The sequence below is a fragment of the Achromobacter sp. NPDC008082 genome, from assembly GCF_042957345.1.
In the GTDB taxonomy this organism is placed as follows: Bacteria; Pseudomonadota; Gammaproteobacteria; order Burkholderiales; family Burkholderiaceae_B; genus Achromobacter; species Achromobacter kerstersii_A.
Map to the genome: position 1 here is coordinate 46,524 of NZ_JBIBIB010000003.1, position 15,001 is coordinate 61,524.

The 15,001-nt window shown below is 64.6% G+C and carries 14 protein-coding genes and 1 pseudogene; 9 read left to right on the plus strand and 6 right to left on the minus strand.

The window, feature by feature from the left end; translation table 11 throughout:
* The first annotated feature begins 11 nt into the window (after positions 1 to 11).
* The 9 genes from tssF (at position 12) to ACFZAI_RS12470 (ending at position 10,205) form a co-directional block, all read left to right on the plus strand.
* Positions 12 to 1,778, plus strand: a complete 1,767-nt coding sequence (gene tssF, locus ACFZAI_RS12430; RefSeq protein WP_391567156.1) for a type VI secretion system baseplate subunit TssF — start codon at positions 12 to 14, stop codon at positions 1,776 to 1,778.
* Complete coding sequence (gene tssG / locus ACFZAI_RS12435) at positions 1,742 to 2,761, plus strand: type VI secretion system baseplate subunit TssG (protein ID WP_391567157.1); 1,020 nt, start codon at positions 1,742 to 1,744, stop codon at positions 2,759 to 2,761. Before tssF ends, tssG begins: the two co-directional genes overlap by 37 nt.
* The gene (gene tagH / locus ACFZAI_RS12440) at positions 2,758 to 4,137 is read left to right on the plus strand and encodes a type VI secretion system-associated FHA domain protein TagH (RefSeq protein WP_391567159.1); all 1,380 of its coding nucleotides are present in this window, start codon (positions 2,758 to 2,760) and stop codon (positions 4,135 to 4,137) included. The genes tssG and tagH overlap by 4 nt, the downstream gene beginning before the upstream one ends.
* A complete protein-coding gene (gene tssJ / locus ACFZAI_RS12445) occupies positions 4,134 to 5,297 on the plus strand; it encodes a type VI secretion system lipoprotein TssJ (RefSeq protein ID WP_391567160.1) in 1,164 nt (387 codons plus the stop codon). Before tagH ends, tssJ begins: the two co-directional genes overlap by 4 nt.
* Complete coding sequence (tssK, locus tag ACFZAI_RS12450) at positions 5,294 to 6,631, plus strand: type VI secretion system baseplate subunit TssK (RefSeq protein WP_391567161.1); 1,338 nt, start codon at positions 5,294 to 5,296, stop codon at positions 6,629 to 6,631. Before tssJ ends, tssK begins: the two co-directional genes overlap by 4 nt.
* Before the next feature lies 1 nt (position 6,632).
* A complete protein-coding gene (gene icmH / locus ACFZAI_RS12455) occupies positions 6,633 to 7,460 on the plus strand; it encodes a type IVB secretion system protein IcmH/DotU (RefSeq protein ID WP_391567162.1) in 828 nt (275 codons plus the stop codon).
* A gap of 201 nt (positions 7,461 to 7,661) precedes the next feature.
* On the plus strand, positions 7,662 to 8,915 hold the full coding sequence (locus ACFZAI_RS12460; protein WP_391567163.1) for an Hsp70 family protein: 1,254 nt from the start codon (positions 7,662 to 7,664) through the stop codon (positions 8,913 to 8,915).
* Between the two features lie 314 nt (positions 8,916 to 9,229).
* Complete coding sequence (locus tag ACFZAI_RS12465; RefSeq protein ID WP_175169406.1) at positions 9,230 to 9,817, plus strand: NUDIX domain-containing protein; 588 nt, start codon at positions 9,230 to 9,232, stop codon at positions 9,815 to 9,817.
* A 13-nt stretch (positions 9,818 to 9,830) separates the two neighbouring features.
* A complete protein-coding gene (locus ACFZAI_RS12470) occupies positions 9,831 to 10,205 on the plus strand; it encodes a 2Fe-2S iron-sulfur cluster-binding protein (RefSeq protein WP_391567164.1) in 375 nt (124 codons plus the stop codon).
* A 22-nt stretch (positions 10,206 to 10,227) separates the two neighbouring features.
* Here the strand turns inward: ACFZAI_RS12470 and ACFZAI_RS12475 are convergent, their stop codons facing one another.
* The 6 genes and pseudogenes from ACFZAI_RS12475 to ACFZAI_RS12500 all read right to left on the minus strand — a co-directional run bounded on the left by ACFZAI_RS12475 (position 10,228) and on the right by ACFZAI_RS12500 (position 14,995).
* Positions 10,228 to 10,650, minus strand: a complete 423-nt coding sequence (locus tag ACFZAI_RS12475) for a hypothetical protein (RefSeq protein WP_391567165.1) — start codon at positions 10,648 to 10,650, stop codon at positions 10,228 to 10,230.
* A 13-nt stretch (positions 10,651 to 10,663) separates the two neighbouring features.
* Entirely contained in the window at positions 10,664 to 11,365 is a 702-nt protein-coding gene (locus tag ACFZAI_RS12480; protein ID WP_391567166.1) for a DUF899 domain-containing protein, read from the minus strand.
* A 74-nt stretch (positions 11,366 to 11,439) separates the two neighbouring features.
* Positions 11,440 to 11,802 (minus strand): annotated as a pseudogene (locus ACFZAI_RS12485) (SRPBCC domain-containing protein); the annotation flags it as partial.
* Positions 11,790 to 12,284: an ArsR/SmtB family transcription factor gene (locus tag ACFZAI_RS12490; RefSeq protein WP_391567167.1), complete on the minus strand. Its 495-nt coding sequence runs from the start codon at positions 12,282 to 12,284 to the stop codon at positions 11,790 to 11,792. The pseudogene ACFZAI_RS12485 and the gene ACFZAI_RS12490, both read right to left, overlap by 13 nt.
* Positions 12,285 to 12,350: 66 nt before the next feature.
* Positions 12,351 to 13,652, minus strand: a complete 1,302-nt coding sequence (locus tag ACFZAI_RS12495; RefSeq protein ID WP_391567168.1) for an MFS transporter — start codon at positions 13,650 to 13,652, stop codon at positions 12,351 to 12,353.
* A 95-nt stretch (positions 13,653 to 13,747) separates the two neighbouring features.
* On the minus strand, positions 13,748 to 14,995 hold the full coding sequence (locus tag ACFZAI_RS12500; protein WP_391567169.1) for a hypothetical protein: 1,248 nt from the start codon (positions 14,993 to 14,995) through the stop codon (positions 13,748 to 13,750).
* Positions 14,996 to 15,001 lie beyond the last annotated feature (6 nt).

Below are 15,001 nucleotides of genomic sequence, written 5' to 3' on the forward strand. Positions count from 1 at the left end.
GGCGGAAAGATATGCCGTTGCGAGGAAAATTCCGCGAGGAGATCGACTATCTGCGCAGGCTCGGACGCGAATTCGCGCGCGATAACCCGCAGCTGTCGCAATTCCTGGGGGACGAGGCGGCTGACCCGGATGTCGAACGGCTGCTGGAAGGGTTTGCGTTTCTGACGGCCAAGCTGCGCTTGAAGATCGAAGACGACCTGCCCGAACTTACCCATTCGTTATTGCAGCTGCTGTGGCCCAACTACTTAAGGCCCTTGCCCAGCGCGACGATCATGCGGTTCGACCCGGTGGAACGCGCCATCACGACGCGTCAAGTCATCCCGAAGGGCACGCGCGTGTTGTCGCGCCCCGTGGACGGCACCCGATGCCAGTTCCGCATCAGCACGGATGTGGTGATTTATCCGCTTCATATCGTTGACGTCAGCGATGCCCACACGCGCGAGAAGTCCATCTTGCGCGTGGACCTTGCGCCCATTGCCGGCAACGCCATTGATACGTTTGACTGCGACAAGCTCGATTTCCACCTGAGCGGCGACGACACCACCGCATTGACGATGTACCTGTGGCTGTCGCGCTATCTGGGCGACATTCGGCTTGAAATTGGCGGCCACATGCGCACGCTGTCCGCCCGGCAGGTGACGTTTCCTGGCTTCTCGCCTGATGAATCGTTGTTGCCCTACCCGAAGAACGTGTTCGACGGCTATCGGATTCTTCAGGAATATTTCATCTTCCCGCGGCGCTTTCTGTTCTTCAGCTTGGCTGGCCTGCGGGCGCTTTGGCCCGAAGGCACCACGCAGCGGGTGCGCTTCGAATTCCATTTCAACCGCCCGATGCCCGTGGACATCCGGCTGCGCCCAAGCGATTTGTCCTTGTATTGCGCGCCCGCCGTCAACCTGTTCGAGCAAGACGCCGAACCCATCAACCTGAACGGGCGCGCGGTGGATCAGCGGCTGATGCCAGGCGGGCAAGACCCCGGCGCGTGTGAAATCTTCAGCATTGATGAAGTCACCGGCTGGCAGCGGGTGGCGGACGGACAACGCGGACGCTTTCTGCGCACGTTTCATCCCTTTGAATCCCTGCAACACGAGATCGAACATGCGCAGGGACGCAGCGCGCTGTACTACCGCAGCCGGATCGAGAATGCGGCGAACGAGGAAGGCGTTGTGCACCGGATTGCATTCATCCGGGGCGATGAAACCGACTACATCGACGAAGACGAAACCGTGTCGCTGGCGCTGACCTGCACCAACCGCGATTTGCCGCTGGCGCTCGGCGTGGGCGACATCTGTGTGCAGACGCAGACGACGCCTACCTTCGCGACGTACACCAACATTACGCGTCCAACCCCGTCTTACCGGCCCGTGCTGGACGGCGCGCTGCAATGGACACTGATCTCGAACTTGTCGCTGAACTACCTGTCGTTGCTGTCGACCGAACCCTTGAAGGCCGTGCTGCGCGCTTACGACTTTGCCGCCCTGCACGACATTCAACACGCGCGCGCCGGCAGCAAGCGTCTGGACGGCATTGGCGACGCCGTCACGCAGCCGGCGGACCTGTTGATGAAGGGCCTGCCCATTCGCGGGCTGAAAACGCGTTTGAAGCTGGACCCCGCGGCGTTCCTGTGTGAAGGCGATCTGTATCTGTTCGGCACGGTGCTGAGCCATTTCTTCGCGCTGTACGCAAGCATCAATTCCTTTCACCTGCTGGAAGCGACCAACACCGGCAATAACGAGCACTACGAATGGCCATTGCAGACCGGAAAACAACCGCTGATCTAGCGGACCTTCTGCTGGCCAGTGCAAAGAACCATGACTTCTTCCGGTTGCTCGAGCAACTGCACGGCCTGCACGAAGATGACCTGGAATCCCGGGACACCCACGAGCCCGAGCGCCAGCGTGTCCGTCTGAGCAGCTACGCGGGGCTGGGCTTTCCGGCATCGGACGTGGCTTTCGCCGAACGCATGCCGGAAGGCGCCCGCAGCGATTATCACGTGCAGGCCACGTTCTTCGGCATGCATGGCCCGGACTCGCCCCTGCCGGGCTACTACCTGGACCGGCTCGCCTACGAATACGGCCAAGGCGTCGGTATCCGCCCGGCGTTCCTGGATTTTTTCAACCATCGCCTGCTCACGCTGTTGCATCAAGCCTGGCGCAAATACCGCTACTACGTGCGATTTCGCCGGGAAGCGCACGACCGCTTCTCGCGCTATGTGTTCGCCATGGTGGGCTTGGGGGATGTTGAGCTGCGCGGCGTGACGCCTATCCCCTGGAGCCGCCTGCTCAGTTACGCGGGCGTGATCGCCAGCCGGAGCCGTTCACCGCAGGTGGTGGCGGGCATTGTGTCGCACTGCTTTGACCTGCCGCAGGTGCAAGTGCGCGAGTTCGAGCTGCGCTACATGCATGTGGCCGAGCCGCAGCGCGTGGGGCTGGGGCGGCGCAATGGGGTGCTGGGCGACAGCTTTGTCATCGGCGGCCGCGTCCGCACGCGCTACAGCAAATTTTCGATTGTGATTCCCAACCTGGATCAATCCCGCTTCCGGGAATTTCTGCCCAGCGGCGAGAACTTCGAACGCTTGCGCAAGCTGATCGATTTTCTGCTGCGCGACCCGGCGGCCTATGACCTTGAGCTGGGCTTACGGCATGACCAGGTGCCGCCGTTCAATCTGGGGCGCGACACCGGCGCGCATCTGGGCTGGACCAGCTTCGTCCAGCACACGGCGGCACGCCGGCCGTTCATCGTACGCATAAAGGCCCGTCTATGAAACCCGAATTGCTTCCGAGCCGGCTGGCGCTTGTCGTCACCAACCCCGAACATCTGCAACATGGCAGCACGCCCCGGCACGGCTTTGACGCCGTGGGCGGAACCATCGGCGGCGAGGGCGCCGATTGGGCGCTGACCGACCCAGCGGGCCGCATCGAGCGCATCCACTGCGAAATCATCTACGAAGACGCCGCGTTCTGCATCGTCGACCGCAGCGGGAAAACGCGCGTCAACGAGGCCAACCAGCCGCTGGGCGCGCAGGTGATGGCGAAGTTGCGGGACGGCGACGTCTTGCACATCGGCCCTTACCGGGTCGCCGTGCATTTGCACGATCCGCATCAAGAGCTGTTGGAGCCGGGGCGGCATCTGGCGCAATACGGGGTGGGCGAACTGTTGAGCAACGCGGCGGACGGCCATGATGGCCTGCCGTCCGGCGCCTATGTCTTTGAAACCGAACACGCGGAGGCCCCGGTGGACGCCACCTATCTGGCGCTGAGCGCGGCGCAAGACGCGCATGCGGACAGCGACCCCTTGCGTGCCTTGGATGCGGCCTTGCGCACAAGCGAACTCCCCCCTGTTGTGATGGACCCTTGGGATGTGCGCCGCGGCGCCGCCCTGGCCCCTGCCCAGGCTGATCTTGCCTCGACCCGGTTTGAAGCCGTGACCGGAACGCCCCTGCCATTTCCTGGAGATCCCCGTATGCCGACATCACATGACCGGCCCGATGCCCACAGCGGAACCCGCACTGGGTCGCCCTATCGACTGCGTAACCGGCAGGCCATGGCGGCAGACCCGACCGACGCTGTGGATGCCTTGATGCAAGGCCTGGACGTTCCATTGGGGCCGCTTGACCCGCAAGCGGGGCAGACGCTGTTGTTGGAAGCCGGTCAGGCGCTGAATGCGGCCATCAAGGGCATCGCCGAGTTGTATGCGGACCAGGCAGGTGCGGCTGCGCCTCGCAAATTGCTGGGACGCAGCTTGCAGCCGATTGAAGACAATCCGCTACGGCTGGGCCAGAGCTACGCCGACACCGTGCGGGCGATGTTCGCCGCCAATCGCAGCGTCGTGCACCTGTCTCCTAAAGATGCGGTCGACGAAAGCCTGGCGCAGTTGCGCACGCATCACGACGCGGTGACCCAGGCGATCGAAGCGGGTCTTCAAGCGCTGTTGCGAGCCTTTGCGCCGTCGGTGCTGATGCAGCGCTTTCGCCGCTACCGCCCTGATCAAGATGCGCCCGCCGCCGACGACTGGGCATGGGGCATGTACACGCATTACTACGACGAGTTGGCGTCAGCACGTCAACGCGGGTTCGAGAAGCTGTTCTGGGAAGTGTTCGAACAAGCCTACGACCGGGCGTTGCGGGTGGAGGCCGAATGAAGCGGATGGTTCCTGCCTTGCTGGCGACCACGCTGCTGGCGGCGTGTGGCACGGTTGCCGATGTGGTGACGAAGACAGGGAGGGTGCTGATGGACCCGTCCATCCCGATCGGGCCACCCGACGAACAGCTGTCGTTGATCGGGCTCAGCCTGTACGCGGCGGCAGACGTCAATCCCAACCCGGCCAGCATGCCCGATGAAGAACCCGAATCCGCTGCGGCGCCGTCCAACCGGGAAGCGGGGCCTTACGAGGTCAAGCTCAATAGCGGGAATCGCGAAGAGCTGATCGAGCATCTGCGCGGCTTGCTGGACGAACTGGAAGAGGGCCGGCCCTCGCTGCATCCGTTGCGGCGGGTGGACACGGGCCCATCGACGATCCAGCGCATGCCGGGTAAAGCCGCCGCAGAACCGGGCGCGGCGGATGCCGTGGCGAAGCTGGACCTGTTGCTGGCGATAGGCGTGTCAGAGCACTTCGTGCCGGGCCGGCAGTTTGGCTCGGGCAAGCAGGTGATCGAACAGGGGTTTTCCGGTGTGCCGCTGCCGCTGGGCGGATTGGCCGGGCGGGGTCCGCAAGGGACGGGCGGGTCAGCAAGGCTGGGCGGGTCAGAAAGACAGGGCGGGTCAGAAAGGCAGGGCGGGCAGGGCGGGTTGGAGATGCCCAGCGCGTCCGGCGATCTTAGCGGGGCAGGCAAGTCTAGCGGGGCAGGCGAGTCCAGCGAGGCCGGCGGGCTGGGCTTGGGGCAGTACAGCCGCGCGCATAGCTTGCCCACCATGGAACCCACGCCCGCGCCGCGCGGCGCGCCGACGCCGATTGCGTTCAAGGTGCTTCAACTGAAAGACGATTCCTTGCTGCTGAACACCGATCCGGACCAATTGGCCCGGGACTTGAAGAAAGCGCTGGGCAGCACCTATGTGGTTGAAGACGATTACGTGCTGCAACCCGGCCAGTTCAAGTTCATCGACTTTGTCCGGATCGAACCCGCCACGCGCTATGTGGCGATCATCGCCGACTTTCACGATCCGAATGGCGCGGTCTGGAAGCATGCATTCCGGCTGGAGCCCACGGGCCGGCGCTACGCCTTGCTGATGACGCTGCATGGCAACCGCGTGGCCATCACCGATGAAAGCTACCGTCCGCCGCAACCGAGATCCCAACCATGACTTCCCGCAATCCCGTTATCTGGAGCGAAGGGCTGTTCGTCAAGCCCCAGCATTTCCAGCAGCAGACCCGCGCGCTTGAACACCATGCCAACCAACGCATCGCGGGCGTCAGCGAGCATCTTTATGGCTTGAGCGAGCTGGAGCTGAACCAGGAATACCTGAGCTTTGGCAAGATCGCCATCGTGCGCGCGCGCGGCGTCATGCCCGATGGCACGGTATTCGACATCCCGAACGATCAGCCGCCGCCCACGCCGCTGGCGGTAACCGATACCTCGTCCGTCAACCAGACCGTCTACCTGACCTTGCCGCTGCGCTCGGATGGCGTGCTGGAAGTGCAATGGCCAGACACCTACGCCAACGCGCGCTACGTGACGCGTAGCGAAGAGGTGCGCGACACGCATAGCCACGAAGGCGATTACGTGTCGATGGATGTGGCCGCCCCGAACTTGCAGCTGACGCTCGAACGAGAAGACCGCAGCGCATTTACCGGCGTGGCGTTGTGCCGGCTGCTGGATCGCCGTCCAGACGGCAGCTTGCTGCTGGACGATGCGTTCTACCCCACGGGCATGTCCATCAATGCGATCCCGCCGCTGAAACGCTACTTGGGGGAAATCGCTGGCCTGATGCGCGAGCGCGCGAAGAACATCGCCGAACGCATTGGCTCGCCGGGGCAGGCCGGCGTGGCGGACGTCACCGACTTCAATCTGCTGTTGGCGTTGAACCGGCTGCATCCGTGGTTTCTGCACTTGTCGCGCCTGCGCCATCTGCACCCCGAGCAGCTCTACATCGCGTTCAGCCAGGCCTGCGGCGAATTGGTCACGTTCACGGACGAAGGCCGGTTGCCGCAAGAATATCCGGCCTACCGGCACGACGATCCCCGGCAATCGTTCCGCATGCTTGAGGACACGTTGCGGCGTACGCTCAGCACCGTGTTGCAGCCGCGCGCCGTGTCGCTGCCGATCGAGCGCCAGCAGTACGGCGTATTGACCGCCGCGGTGCACGACCGCAGCCTGTACGCAGATGCCGATTTCGTGCTGGCCGTGCGCGCCCGCATGCCGCTGGACCGCTTGCGCCAGCAGTTCATGCAGCAGGCGAAGGTGGCCTCGATGGAAAAGCTGGGCGAACTCGTCAGCCTGCAACTGCCCGGCATCCCGCTGCAACCGCTGCCGGTCGCGCCGCGCCATTTGCCGTTCCATGCCGGCTTTACCTATTTCCAGTTCGACCGCAGCCATCCTTCGTGGCAGATGCTTCGGGATACGGCGGGCTTCGGCCTGCATATCGCCGGCGACTACCCCGAGCTGGAGTTGCAGCTGTGGGCCATCAGGAGCCAATGACATGAACACGACCTCTACCGCCGAGCGCGGCGACGCCGAATTCCTGCGCACGAGCGTCACGGCAGCCGTCCACGACAAAGAACAGATAGGCTTCAACACCATTCAAAACCTGGATGCGGACGAAGACCTGGCGTTCCAGCTTCGCGGCCATGGCTATAACCCGTTGGTGGACGCGGCCTTGCCGCTGTTCGGCATGGTGATCCGCGTGCGCAAGATGACCCATCACGACTCCATCGGCAAGCTGTATGCCACCGTGCGGGACCAGATTTCCGTGCTGGACGAAGAAATCCGCCAGCACGGCTATGACAGCGCAACGCAACTGGCGTATCGCTATGCGCTGTGTACGTTCATCGATGAAGCGGTGATGGGAACGGTGTGGGGGGCCAACTCGATCTGGGCCGAGCGCTCGTTGCTGAGCGTCAACCATAGCGAGACCTGGGGCGGCGAGAAGTTCTTCACGGTGCTGTCGCGCATGATGATGGACCCCACCCGATACCGCGACGTCCTGGAATTCAAGTACCTGTGCCTGTGCCTCGGGTTCAAGGGCAAGTACGGCTTGCAGCACAACCAGAACGATGCGTTGCAGACCATTCTTGTCAAGCTGCATCGCACCTTGCGCGAGCTGCGCGGAGAAACGCCGGAGTCGCTGACCGACGCCGACGCCAATATCGCATCGCGCCGCTATCGGGTGGGGCGCCAATGGCCGTGGTGGACACCATGGGCCAGCGCGCTGGTCGTGCTCTCGGGGGTGTACGCCGCCTTTGCGCTGAATTTGGGAAGCACGACGGATGTCGTGCTGCATGCGTTGGACGGGGTATTGAAGAACTGATGGCAGGGTTCACGGGCTTTCTGCTTGCATCAATGCGGGCTGGACGGCAAGGGAGGCGTGCATCCATGCGGGCCGGACGGCAAGGGCAGCGTGCTGTGATCAAAGGGCCAGATGACCGCGTGGGGGACGGGGCATGACGGCTGTCTCTCGTCGAAGCGAGTACACTTGTCCGCCGTTTTGCTTTCAGCCCCAGAATTCTCCATGATTTCCTCCGCATGCGGCGTCGACTTCGGCACCTCCAACTCCACCGTAGGCTGGAGCCGCCCCGACCAGCGCGCGCTCCTCGCCCTGGAAGACGGCAAGACCACCTTGCCGTCGGCCATTTTTTTCCATGACGAAGACGCCGAGGTCAGCTATGGCCGCGCCGCCATTTCCGACTATCTGGCCGGCTACGACGGGCGCTTGATGCGGTCGATGAAAAGCCTGCTGGGCAGCTCGCTGATCGATGGGTCCACGGAAGTGCAAGGGCGTTCGATTCCGTTTCGTGTGTTGTTGACGCGCTTTATCGCCGAATTGAAGCGGCGCGCCGAAACGGCCGCTGGCCGGGATTTCACGCGGGCCGTGCTGGGCCGGCCAGTGTTCTTTGTGGATGACAACACCGCCGCCGACCAGACCGCGCAAGACACGCTGGGCGAAATTGCGCGCAGCGTCGGCTTCACCGATATTGAATTCCAGTTTGAGCCGCTGGCCGCCGCATTCGATTACGAGTCGCAGATCGACCGTGAAGAGCTGGTGCTGGTTATCGACATCGGTGGCGGTACGTCGGACTTTTCTTTGATTCGTCTGGGACCGGGCCGCGCCGCCAAGGCGGATCGCCGGGAAGACATCCTGGCCTATGGCGGTGTCCACATCGGCGGGGTGGACTTCGACAAACAACTAAGCCTGGCGCACGTCATGCCCTTGCTGGGGCTGGGCAGCCAACTGCGCAGCGGCAAGGATGTGCCGTCCACGCAGTACGGCAACCTGGCTTGCTGGCACACGATCAACCAGGCTTACACGCGCAAGGCCGCAGAGCACTTTGCGTACATCCGGGCCGAAGCGGGCGACCGCGAGAAGATCGATCTGCTGTTGAATCTGGTCAAGCAGCGGGCGGGCCACTGGGTGGCGGTGCAGGTGGAAGAGGCCAAGATTGCGCTGTCGGAAACGCCCTCGGCGCGCATTGATTTGTCGCGCATCGCGCCGGAGCTGGGCGTGGACGTGACGCGTCCGTCATTTGACGCCTGTGTGGGCCGGCTGATCGAAAAGGTCGAAACCACCGTGGGCGCGCTGCTGCGCGATGCAGGCGTGGCCACGGCGGATGTGGACACGGTGTTCTTCACCGGCGGCTCCAGCCGCGTGCCGCGCTTGCGCGAAACGGTGTCGGCCCTGGTGCCGGGCGCGCGCAGCGTGGAAGGCGACCTGTTTGGCAGCATCGGCGCCGGGCTGGCGCTGGACGCCCGCCGCAAGTTCGACTGATCGGCGCTGCGCCAGGCGCGGCCGGTCCGGGGGATTGAGCGGCGGGCGGCGGCAGGCACCGGGCGGCTGGCGGCAGGCAGAAGGCGGCGAGCATCGGGTAGCAAGCAGCAAGCAGCAGGCAGAACGCAGAAGGCGGCAGGCAGCAAGCAGCAGGCAGCCAGCAGTAGGCAGCAGGCAGCAGGCAGCAAGCAGCAAGCAGCAAGCAGCAAGCAGCAAGCAGCAAGCAGCATGCAGCGACCTGGGCAGATGGTAAGCTGCTTGGCTTGCGCCCGGCGCGTTGCGCCGCGCCTTGTCTACGATTCCGACACGCCCTCATGACCCGCCCATCCGAACCCCATCTTGTTGAAACGCTGGTCACCAGCGAAGCCCCCTACGAGGGCAGTTTCCTGAAGATCCGCCGCGACACGGTCAGCCTGCCCAATGGCAACACGGCTACGCGCGAGTACGTCGTGCATCCCGGCGCGGTCGTGGTGATTCCGTTGCTGGACGACGGCCGGGTGTTGCTGGAGCGCCAGTTCCGCTACCCCATCGGCCGCGTCATGACGGAATTTCCGGCAGGCAAGCTCGACCCGGGCGAAGACCCGCTGGTATGCGGCAAGCGCGAACTGCTTGAGGAAACCGGCTATACCGCCGACCAATGGGCGCATGCCGGGGCCTTGCACCTGGCTATCGCCTACTCGACAGAAATCATTCATATCTTCTTCGCACGCGGCTTGCGCGCCGGGCCGCGCCAGCTGGACCAGGACGAATTTCTGGACGTGATCAGCGCTGACCCGGCCGAACTGCTGGCCGCTTGCAGCAAAGGCGAGGTCACCGACGCCAAGACCTTGACGTGCGTGCTGTGGATGCAGAACGTGCTGTCGGGCGCCTGGAAGCTGGACTGGCAGGACAACGCGGGCTGAGCCGCCTGCGTCAATGCGCCGCCTGCTTGCTTCCATCGTGTCCGCTTGCTCAGCGCCCGCTTTCCCCGTTCTGGTCCAGCCCGCCGGCCTGCGCTTTGAGGCAGGCGCGGACACTTCCTTGCTGATGGCCGCGCAAGGCGCGGGCGTGAAGCTGCCGAGCTCATGCCGTAATGGCACTTGCCGGGCGTGCATGTGCCTGCTGCTGGAAGGCTCCGTGGACTACCTGATCGAATGGCCCGGCCTGTCGCGCGACGAAAAAGAAGAGGGCTGGATCTTGCCCTGCGTGGCGCGTGCGGCCTCGGCGCTGGAGATCCAGGCGCCGCTGGCCGGACCCATTGAACCGGCCGCAGCGCCGGCCGAGCGGCCGCTGACGGGCGCTCGGCGCTAGGATGGCGTCCAGCCCCAAGCAGCTATCCAGCGCGCTTACGGCCCCCGGCCAGGTCGCCGTTCCGAGCGCTTAGCGCCATCGGGAACAAGCCCGCCGCCATGCCGGCCGCCATGCCTATCACCATGCCGGCGAAGGGCGGCGCGCTGCACGCAAGCGCCGCCATCGCACCCAGCCGGGCACCCAGCACCATCCCGATCGCCATGAATGCGGCGCACAGCAACCTCCGGCCTGCCGCCGGCGCATGGCCGCGCGGCCAGGGCGTCAGCGCGGCCAGCACCATCGCCGCGCTGCTGACGGGCATTAGGGTGGCGTGCCGCCATGCCATGTCCCACAGGCTTCCGGGCGCGCCGCATTCGCTGGCGAGCAGCGCCGCAGGCGTCTGGCGGGTGTCCGCCCACAGGCCCAGGGCCATGGCCGCCAGGCAGGCCAGCCACAGCGCCGTCATCGCGCGCGCCGGGCTAGGCGCAGGCGTGGCAGGGGGCGGGCTTGGCGTCGTCGTACCGGTCATGGTGGCGCACCCAGTCGCCCAAGTTGAAGTGCGGGCCGTTTTCGTTGCGTCCCAGCGGCGCGAAGTCCAGATAGTTGTACGCGCCAACCAGCCGTTCCACGCCGCGCTCGAAGGCGGAATAGGTCAGGAAGATTTCGCCGTCGGGGTCACGGAAGAATGCGCTGGCGCCTGAGCGTTCTTCGATACTGCCGTCGGCAAGCGGCACCGACGCGTGCATGTCGGCATTGAAGTCGCAGCCCTCGGAAGACACCCATTCAAACTGCCAGCCCATGCGCCGTTTGAAGGCGTCCAGCTTGGCGAATGGCGCGCGCGACACGGCCACCACCGACACATCGTGATGGCGCAGATGCGTGATGGCGCTGTCCAGGTGGTCGGCCAGAAACGAGCAGCCCACGCAGCCTTCTTCCCAGTCCGGGCCGTACATGAAGTGGTAGATGATCAGTTGGCTATTGCCGCCAAACAGGTCGGCCAGGCCTAGTGGCCCGTTTGCGCCTTGGAATTGATACGCCTTGTTCATCAGAACCCAGGGCAGGTCCTGGCGTTCACGGGCCAGCGCGTCCTGGCTGCGGGTCAGCGCTTTCTCACGGCTAAGCAGGGTCTCGCGGGCGGCCTCCCATTGGGGGCGGGGTACGACGGCGTGTTGGGTCTGCATGGTGCGGCTCCTTCTTCGATCGGGCCATTGCGGCCCGGGAACGGTAAGCGGCAAGCGCTGCATAGGAAGTGCAGTCAGACTGCGCTTGCCAGATGGTCCGCCAGCCGGTCCATAGCGCCCGCCCAGCCGGTTTCATGGCTGTCACGGGTAGCTTGATCGACAAACGGGGTTTGCAGGAAGGCGAGGTCGGTGCCGCCCTGCGCAGGGGTCAATTCAAGGGTGATCAACGAGGTGTCGTCGGGGGTATCGCGCCAGGCCCATGTGAATACCAAACGGCGCTGGGGCTCGACTTCGCGGTACACCCCGCTGGCGTAATGGGCTTGGCCGTCGTCGGTGACAAAGCCCACCTGGTAGGCGCCGCCCACCCGCACATCGGTTTCCGCCAGCAGTACGCGCTGGGTGCCGGCGGGGCCGAACCAGCGCATCAGCGCTTGCGGGTCCGTCCAGGCGCGCCAGACGCGCTCGGCAGAGGCGGTGAAGCGGCGAGTGAGCCGGAGCTCAAGGGGGGCGTCGCTGGGGGTTTTGCTGCGGGTGTCGCTGCGGTTATGGCTGTGGTCGTCGTCGGGGTTTCGGGCGGACATGGATGGATCTCCTCGTCGTGATACAGGTATCGGGCCAGCGAATCCAGTTGGCCGCTCCAGAACTTCTCGTAGCGCGCAAGCCAGGTGGAGGCGGCCTGCATGGGTTCGGGCGACAGCGTGCAACTGACGACGCGGCCGTCCTTGGCGCGGGCGATCAGCCCGGCGTCTTCCAGCACCCGCAAATGCTTCAGGAAGGCGGGCAGCGACATCGCGTGAGGCCGGGCCAGGTCGCTGACGGATGCCGTGCCTTGTTCCAGATCGGCCAGCACCCGCCGCCGGGTGGCGTCGGCCAGGGCGGAAAAGATGCTGTCCAGCGTGTCGTCGTTTAAGTTAACCATAAGGTTAAGTATTGATCCAAAAAACTGCCGGCGTCAAGCCAGCAGCATTGGGAATTTCCCGAAGGCTTAGTCGTGCCGGTGCATGGCCGACTGATGCTTGGTGTCGCGCATGGTTGCGTACACCAGCAGAGACACAAAGATCACGCCGGCCAGGTAGTAGTAGAACCATTGCTCATGCCCTTGCTGTTTGAAGAACAGCGCAATGGCCGGGGCCGTGCCGCCGAAGATCGACACAGTGACGGCGTAAGGCACGGCCACGCCCGTGGCGCGGATGTTCGTGGGAAACAGTTCGGCCTTCACCACGGCGTTGATCGACGTGTAGCCCGCCGTGAACACCCATGCGCCGCAGATCAGCAGGAAGGCGATGAAGGGCGAACGCGTATGCGACAAGGTCATCAGGATGGGCACGGTCAGCAGCGCGCCCGCCACGCCGAAGAAAATCAAGAGCGGCTTGCGGCCAACCTTGTCCGACAGCGCGCCATACAGCGGTTGCAGGATCAGCGCGAAGATGAGCGAGGCCGCGATGATGTAGGTGGTGGTGATGTCGGAAAAGCCCGACGTCTGGCGCACGAACGTCTGCATGTACGTCGTGAACGTATAGAAGGCCGCGGTGCCGCCCGCGGTCAGCCCGACGACGATGGCCACTTCACGCGGATATTTCATCAGGCCCCGCAGCGAACTCGTTTTGGGCTTGGTCTTCTGGGCTTCCTTGTAGGAATCGGTCTCGGGCATGTCGCGCCGCATCAGCGCGGTCACAATCGCCAGCATGGCGCCGATCACAAAAGGAATGCGCCAGCCCCAATCGACCAGTTGTTCGTGGGTCAGGAATACGTTCTGCAAGAGCAGCAGCACCAGGATTGCGCAGAGCTGTCCGCCGATCAGCGTCACGTACTGGAAGCTGGAATAAAAGCCGCGATGCTCGGGGTCGGCGATCTCGGTCAGGTAGGTGGCGCTGGCGCCGTACTCGCCGCCCAGGCTCAAGCCCTCGATCACACGGGCCAGCGCCAGCAACGCCGGCGCGGCGAAACCGATGGTGGCGTAGGTGGGCGTGACGGCGATGATCAGCGAGCCCACGCACATCATCACCACCGACACCATCAGCGATATTCGGCGCCCGTGCCGGTCGGCGATATGGCCGAACAGCCATCCGCCCAGCGGCCGCACGATGAAGCCGGCCGCAAACAGCGTGGCGGCGTTCAGTTGCTGGACAACGGGATCGTGCGACGGGAAAAAGGCGGGCGCGAAATACAGAGCGAAGGCGGTGTAGGCGTAGAAGTCGTACCACTCAACCAGATTGCCCATCGAGCCGACAAAGATGGCCTTGATGCGGCGTTTGGCGTCGGGCATGTCGAGATACGTTTGCGTCATAGCGGCTCTCGGGAGGAACTCGTTGACGTATCTTGCGCCTGCCCGGCGCGAAATGCAGCACCGGTAAATAGTTGTTATTCAGGAAAATGTCAGGATTAGCGGCCGCGCGGCTTGATGATGTCGCACGCGGCGGCGCGGTCGCCCGTTTGCGCGCCGCTGCCTAGCAGCGCTTGCGCGCCGCAGACCGAGCCGAACATGCGCGCGTTGTCGTGGCCCACGCCGCCCACTTCGAAGCTGCTGCGGTGCAGCGTGACGGGCTTCGCACCGCGGGCGGCCAGCACGTATTCGTATTGCAGATAGCCCGTGCCACGAGCCAGCCGCGTGGCGCCCTGAGCTTCGGCGCCGCAGGTCTTGTCCAGCAGCCGGTGTTCGGGGTTGTTGTCGGCGCCGCCCAGCAGATAGGTGACGTCGCGCGCGGCGTAGCGGACAAAGAGCCGGGTGTCGTCGGTGTCGCGCGCATTGGGAGACACCGACCCTGTCACATAGGCCGACACGTACGCGGGCAGCTTGTCCGTGCCGTACTTGTACTGGTTGTAGGTGGGGCAGATGCCGCGTTCGTAGGGCGCGTAGCCCTTGCCATCGGCGCGCGGGCGTTCGTTGGTCAGGTACAGGTAGGACGACGGGTTGGCGATGACGTAGCGCAGCGCCAGGCCATCGCGCCGCAGCGGGCCGTCCACGTTGTTCAGCACGGCGTAGCGCTGCACCAGTTGGCCCCCGGCCGAGTGCCCGGCCAGCACGATGCCGGCCAGCGTGGGCAGACGCTTGCGGTCGTCCAGGCTGCGCAGCAGGTCGTCCAGCACCTGGAACGACGAGACGGGCGCGGGCCGGCCGCTGGCCTGCACGCTTTCATCGCCGTCTTCCCAGCTGGACTTGCGCCACGCGGCCATGCCGGCAAACCCCGAATCAATGGACCCGGAGAAGCGCGGCGCCAGAATCAGCGTGTCGCGCGCCCGCTCGGGGTTGTGCGTCAGCAGTTCAGCGGTGGTTTCGTAATAGCGGTCGGCATCGCGTTTGACGCCGTGGATGATGACGATGACCTGCTTGATGTCGCGCAGATCATCTTTCGTCAGATTGCGATTGGCGTAGACCGGAATTTTGTACTTGCGGCCCGGTTTGCCCAGCTCGACGGGTTGCCAGCGCAAGGGCGCGGCGCGCTTGGGCGCCGGCACGGCTTCGTCGTAATCGTAAGGGTCAGGCAGCGGCGTCTGCGCATGCGCGGCCCAGGGGGCGAGCACGGCAACCAAGGCCAGCGCCGCACCCAGCCGGCGCCCGGACGCTTGGCGCGCTGCGCCGTGCGTAGCGGGGAAGCGGTGGGAGACGGAAGAGGCAGGCGCGCGGCGCATGGCGCG

Coding starts and splice junctions, on each gene's coding strand:
- tssF (WP_391567156.1), top strand. CDS start 12: ATGCCGTTGCGAGGAAAATTCCGCGAGGAGATCGACTATCTGCGCAGG.
- tssG (WP_391567157.1), top strand. CDS start 1,742: ATGGCCATTGCAGACCGGAAAACAACCGCTGATCTAGCGGACCTTCTG.
- tagH (WP_391567159.1), top strand. CDS start 2,758: ATGAAACCCGAATTGCTTCCGAGCCGGCTGGCGCTTGTCGTCACCAAC.
- tssJ (WP_391567160.1), top strand. CDS start 4,134: ATGAAGCGGATGGTTCCTGCCTTGCTGGCGACCACGCTGCTGGCGGCG.
- tssK (WP_391567161.1), top strand. CDS start 5,294: ATGACTTCCCGCAATCCCGTTATCTGGAGCGAAGGGCTGTTCGTCAAG.
- icmH (WP_391567162.1), top strand. CDS start 6,633: ATGAACACGACCTCTACCGCCGAGCGCGGCGACGCCGAATTCCTGCGC.
- ACFZAI_RS12460 (WP_391567163.1), top strand. CDS start 7,662: ATGATTTCCTCCGCATGCGGCGTCGACTTCGGCACCTCCAACTCCACC.
- ACFZAI_RS12465 (WP_175169406.1), top strand. CDS start 9,230: ATGACCCGCCCATCCGAACCCCATCTTGTTGAAACGCTGGTCACCAGC.
- ACFZAI_RS12470 (WP_391567164.1), top strand. CDS start 9,831: ATGCGCCGCCTGCTTGCTTCCATCGTGTCCGCTTGCTCAGCGCCCGCT.
- ACFZAI_RS12475 (WP_391567165.1), bottom strand. CDS start 10,650: ATGACGGCGCTGTGGCTGGCCTGCCTGGCGGCCATGGCCCTGGGCCTG.
- ACFZAI_RS12480 (WP_391567166.1), bottom strand. CDS start 11,365: ATGCAGACCCAACACGCCGTCGTACCCCGCCCCCAATGGGAGGCCGCC.
- ACFZAI_RS12490 (WP_391567167.1), bottom strand. CDS start 12,284: ATGGTTAACTTAAACGACGACACGCTGGACAGCATCTTTTCCGCCCTG.
- ACFZAI_RS12495 (WP_391567168.1), bottom strand. CDS start 13,652: ATGACGCAAACGTATCTCGACATGCCCGACGCCAAACGCCGCATCAAG.
- ACFZAI_RS12500 (WP_391567169.1), bottom strand. CDS start 14,995: ATGCGCCGCGCGCCTGCCTCTTCCGTCTCCCACCGCTTCCCCGCTACG.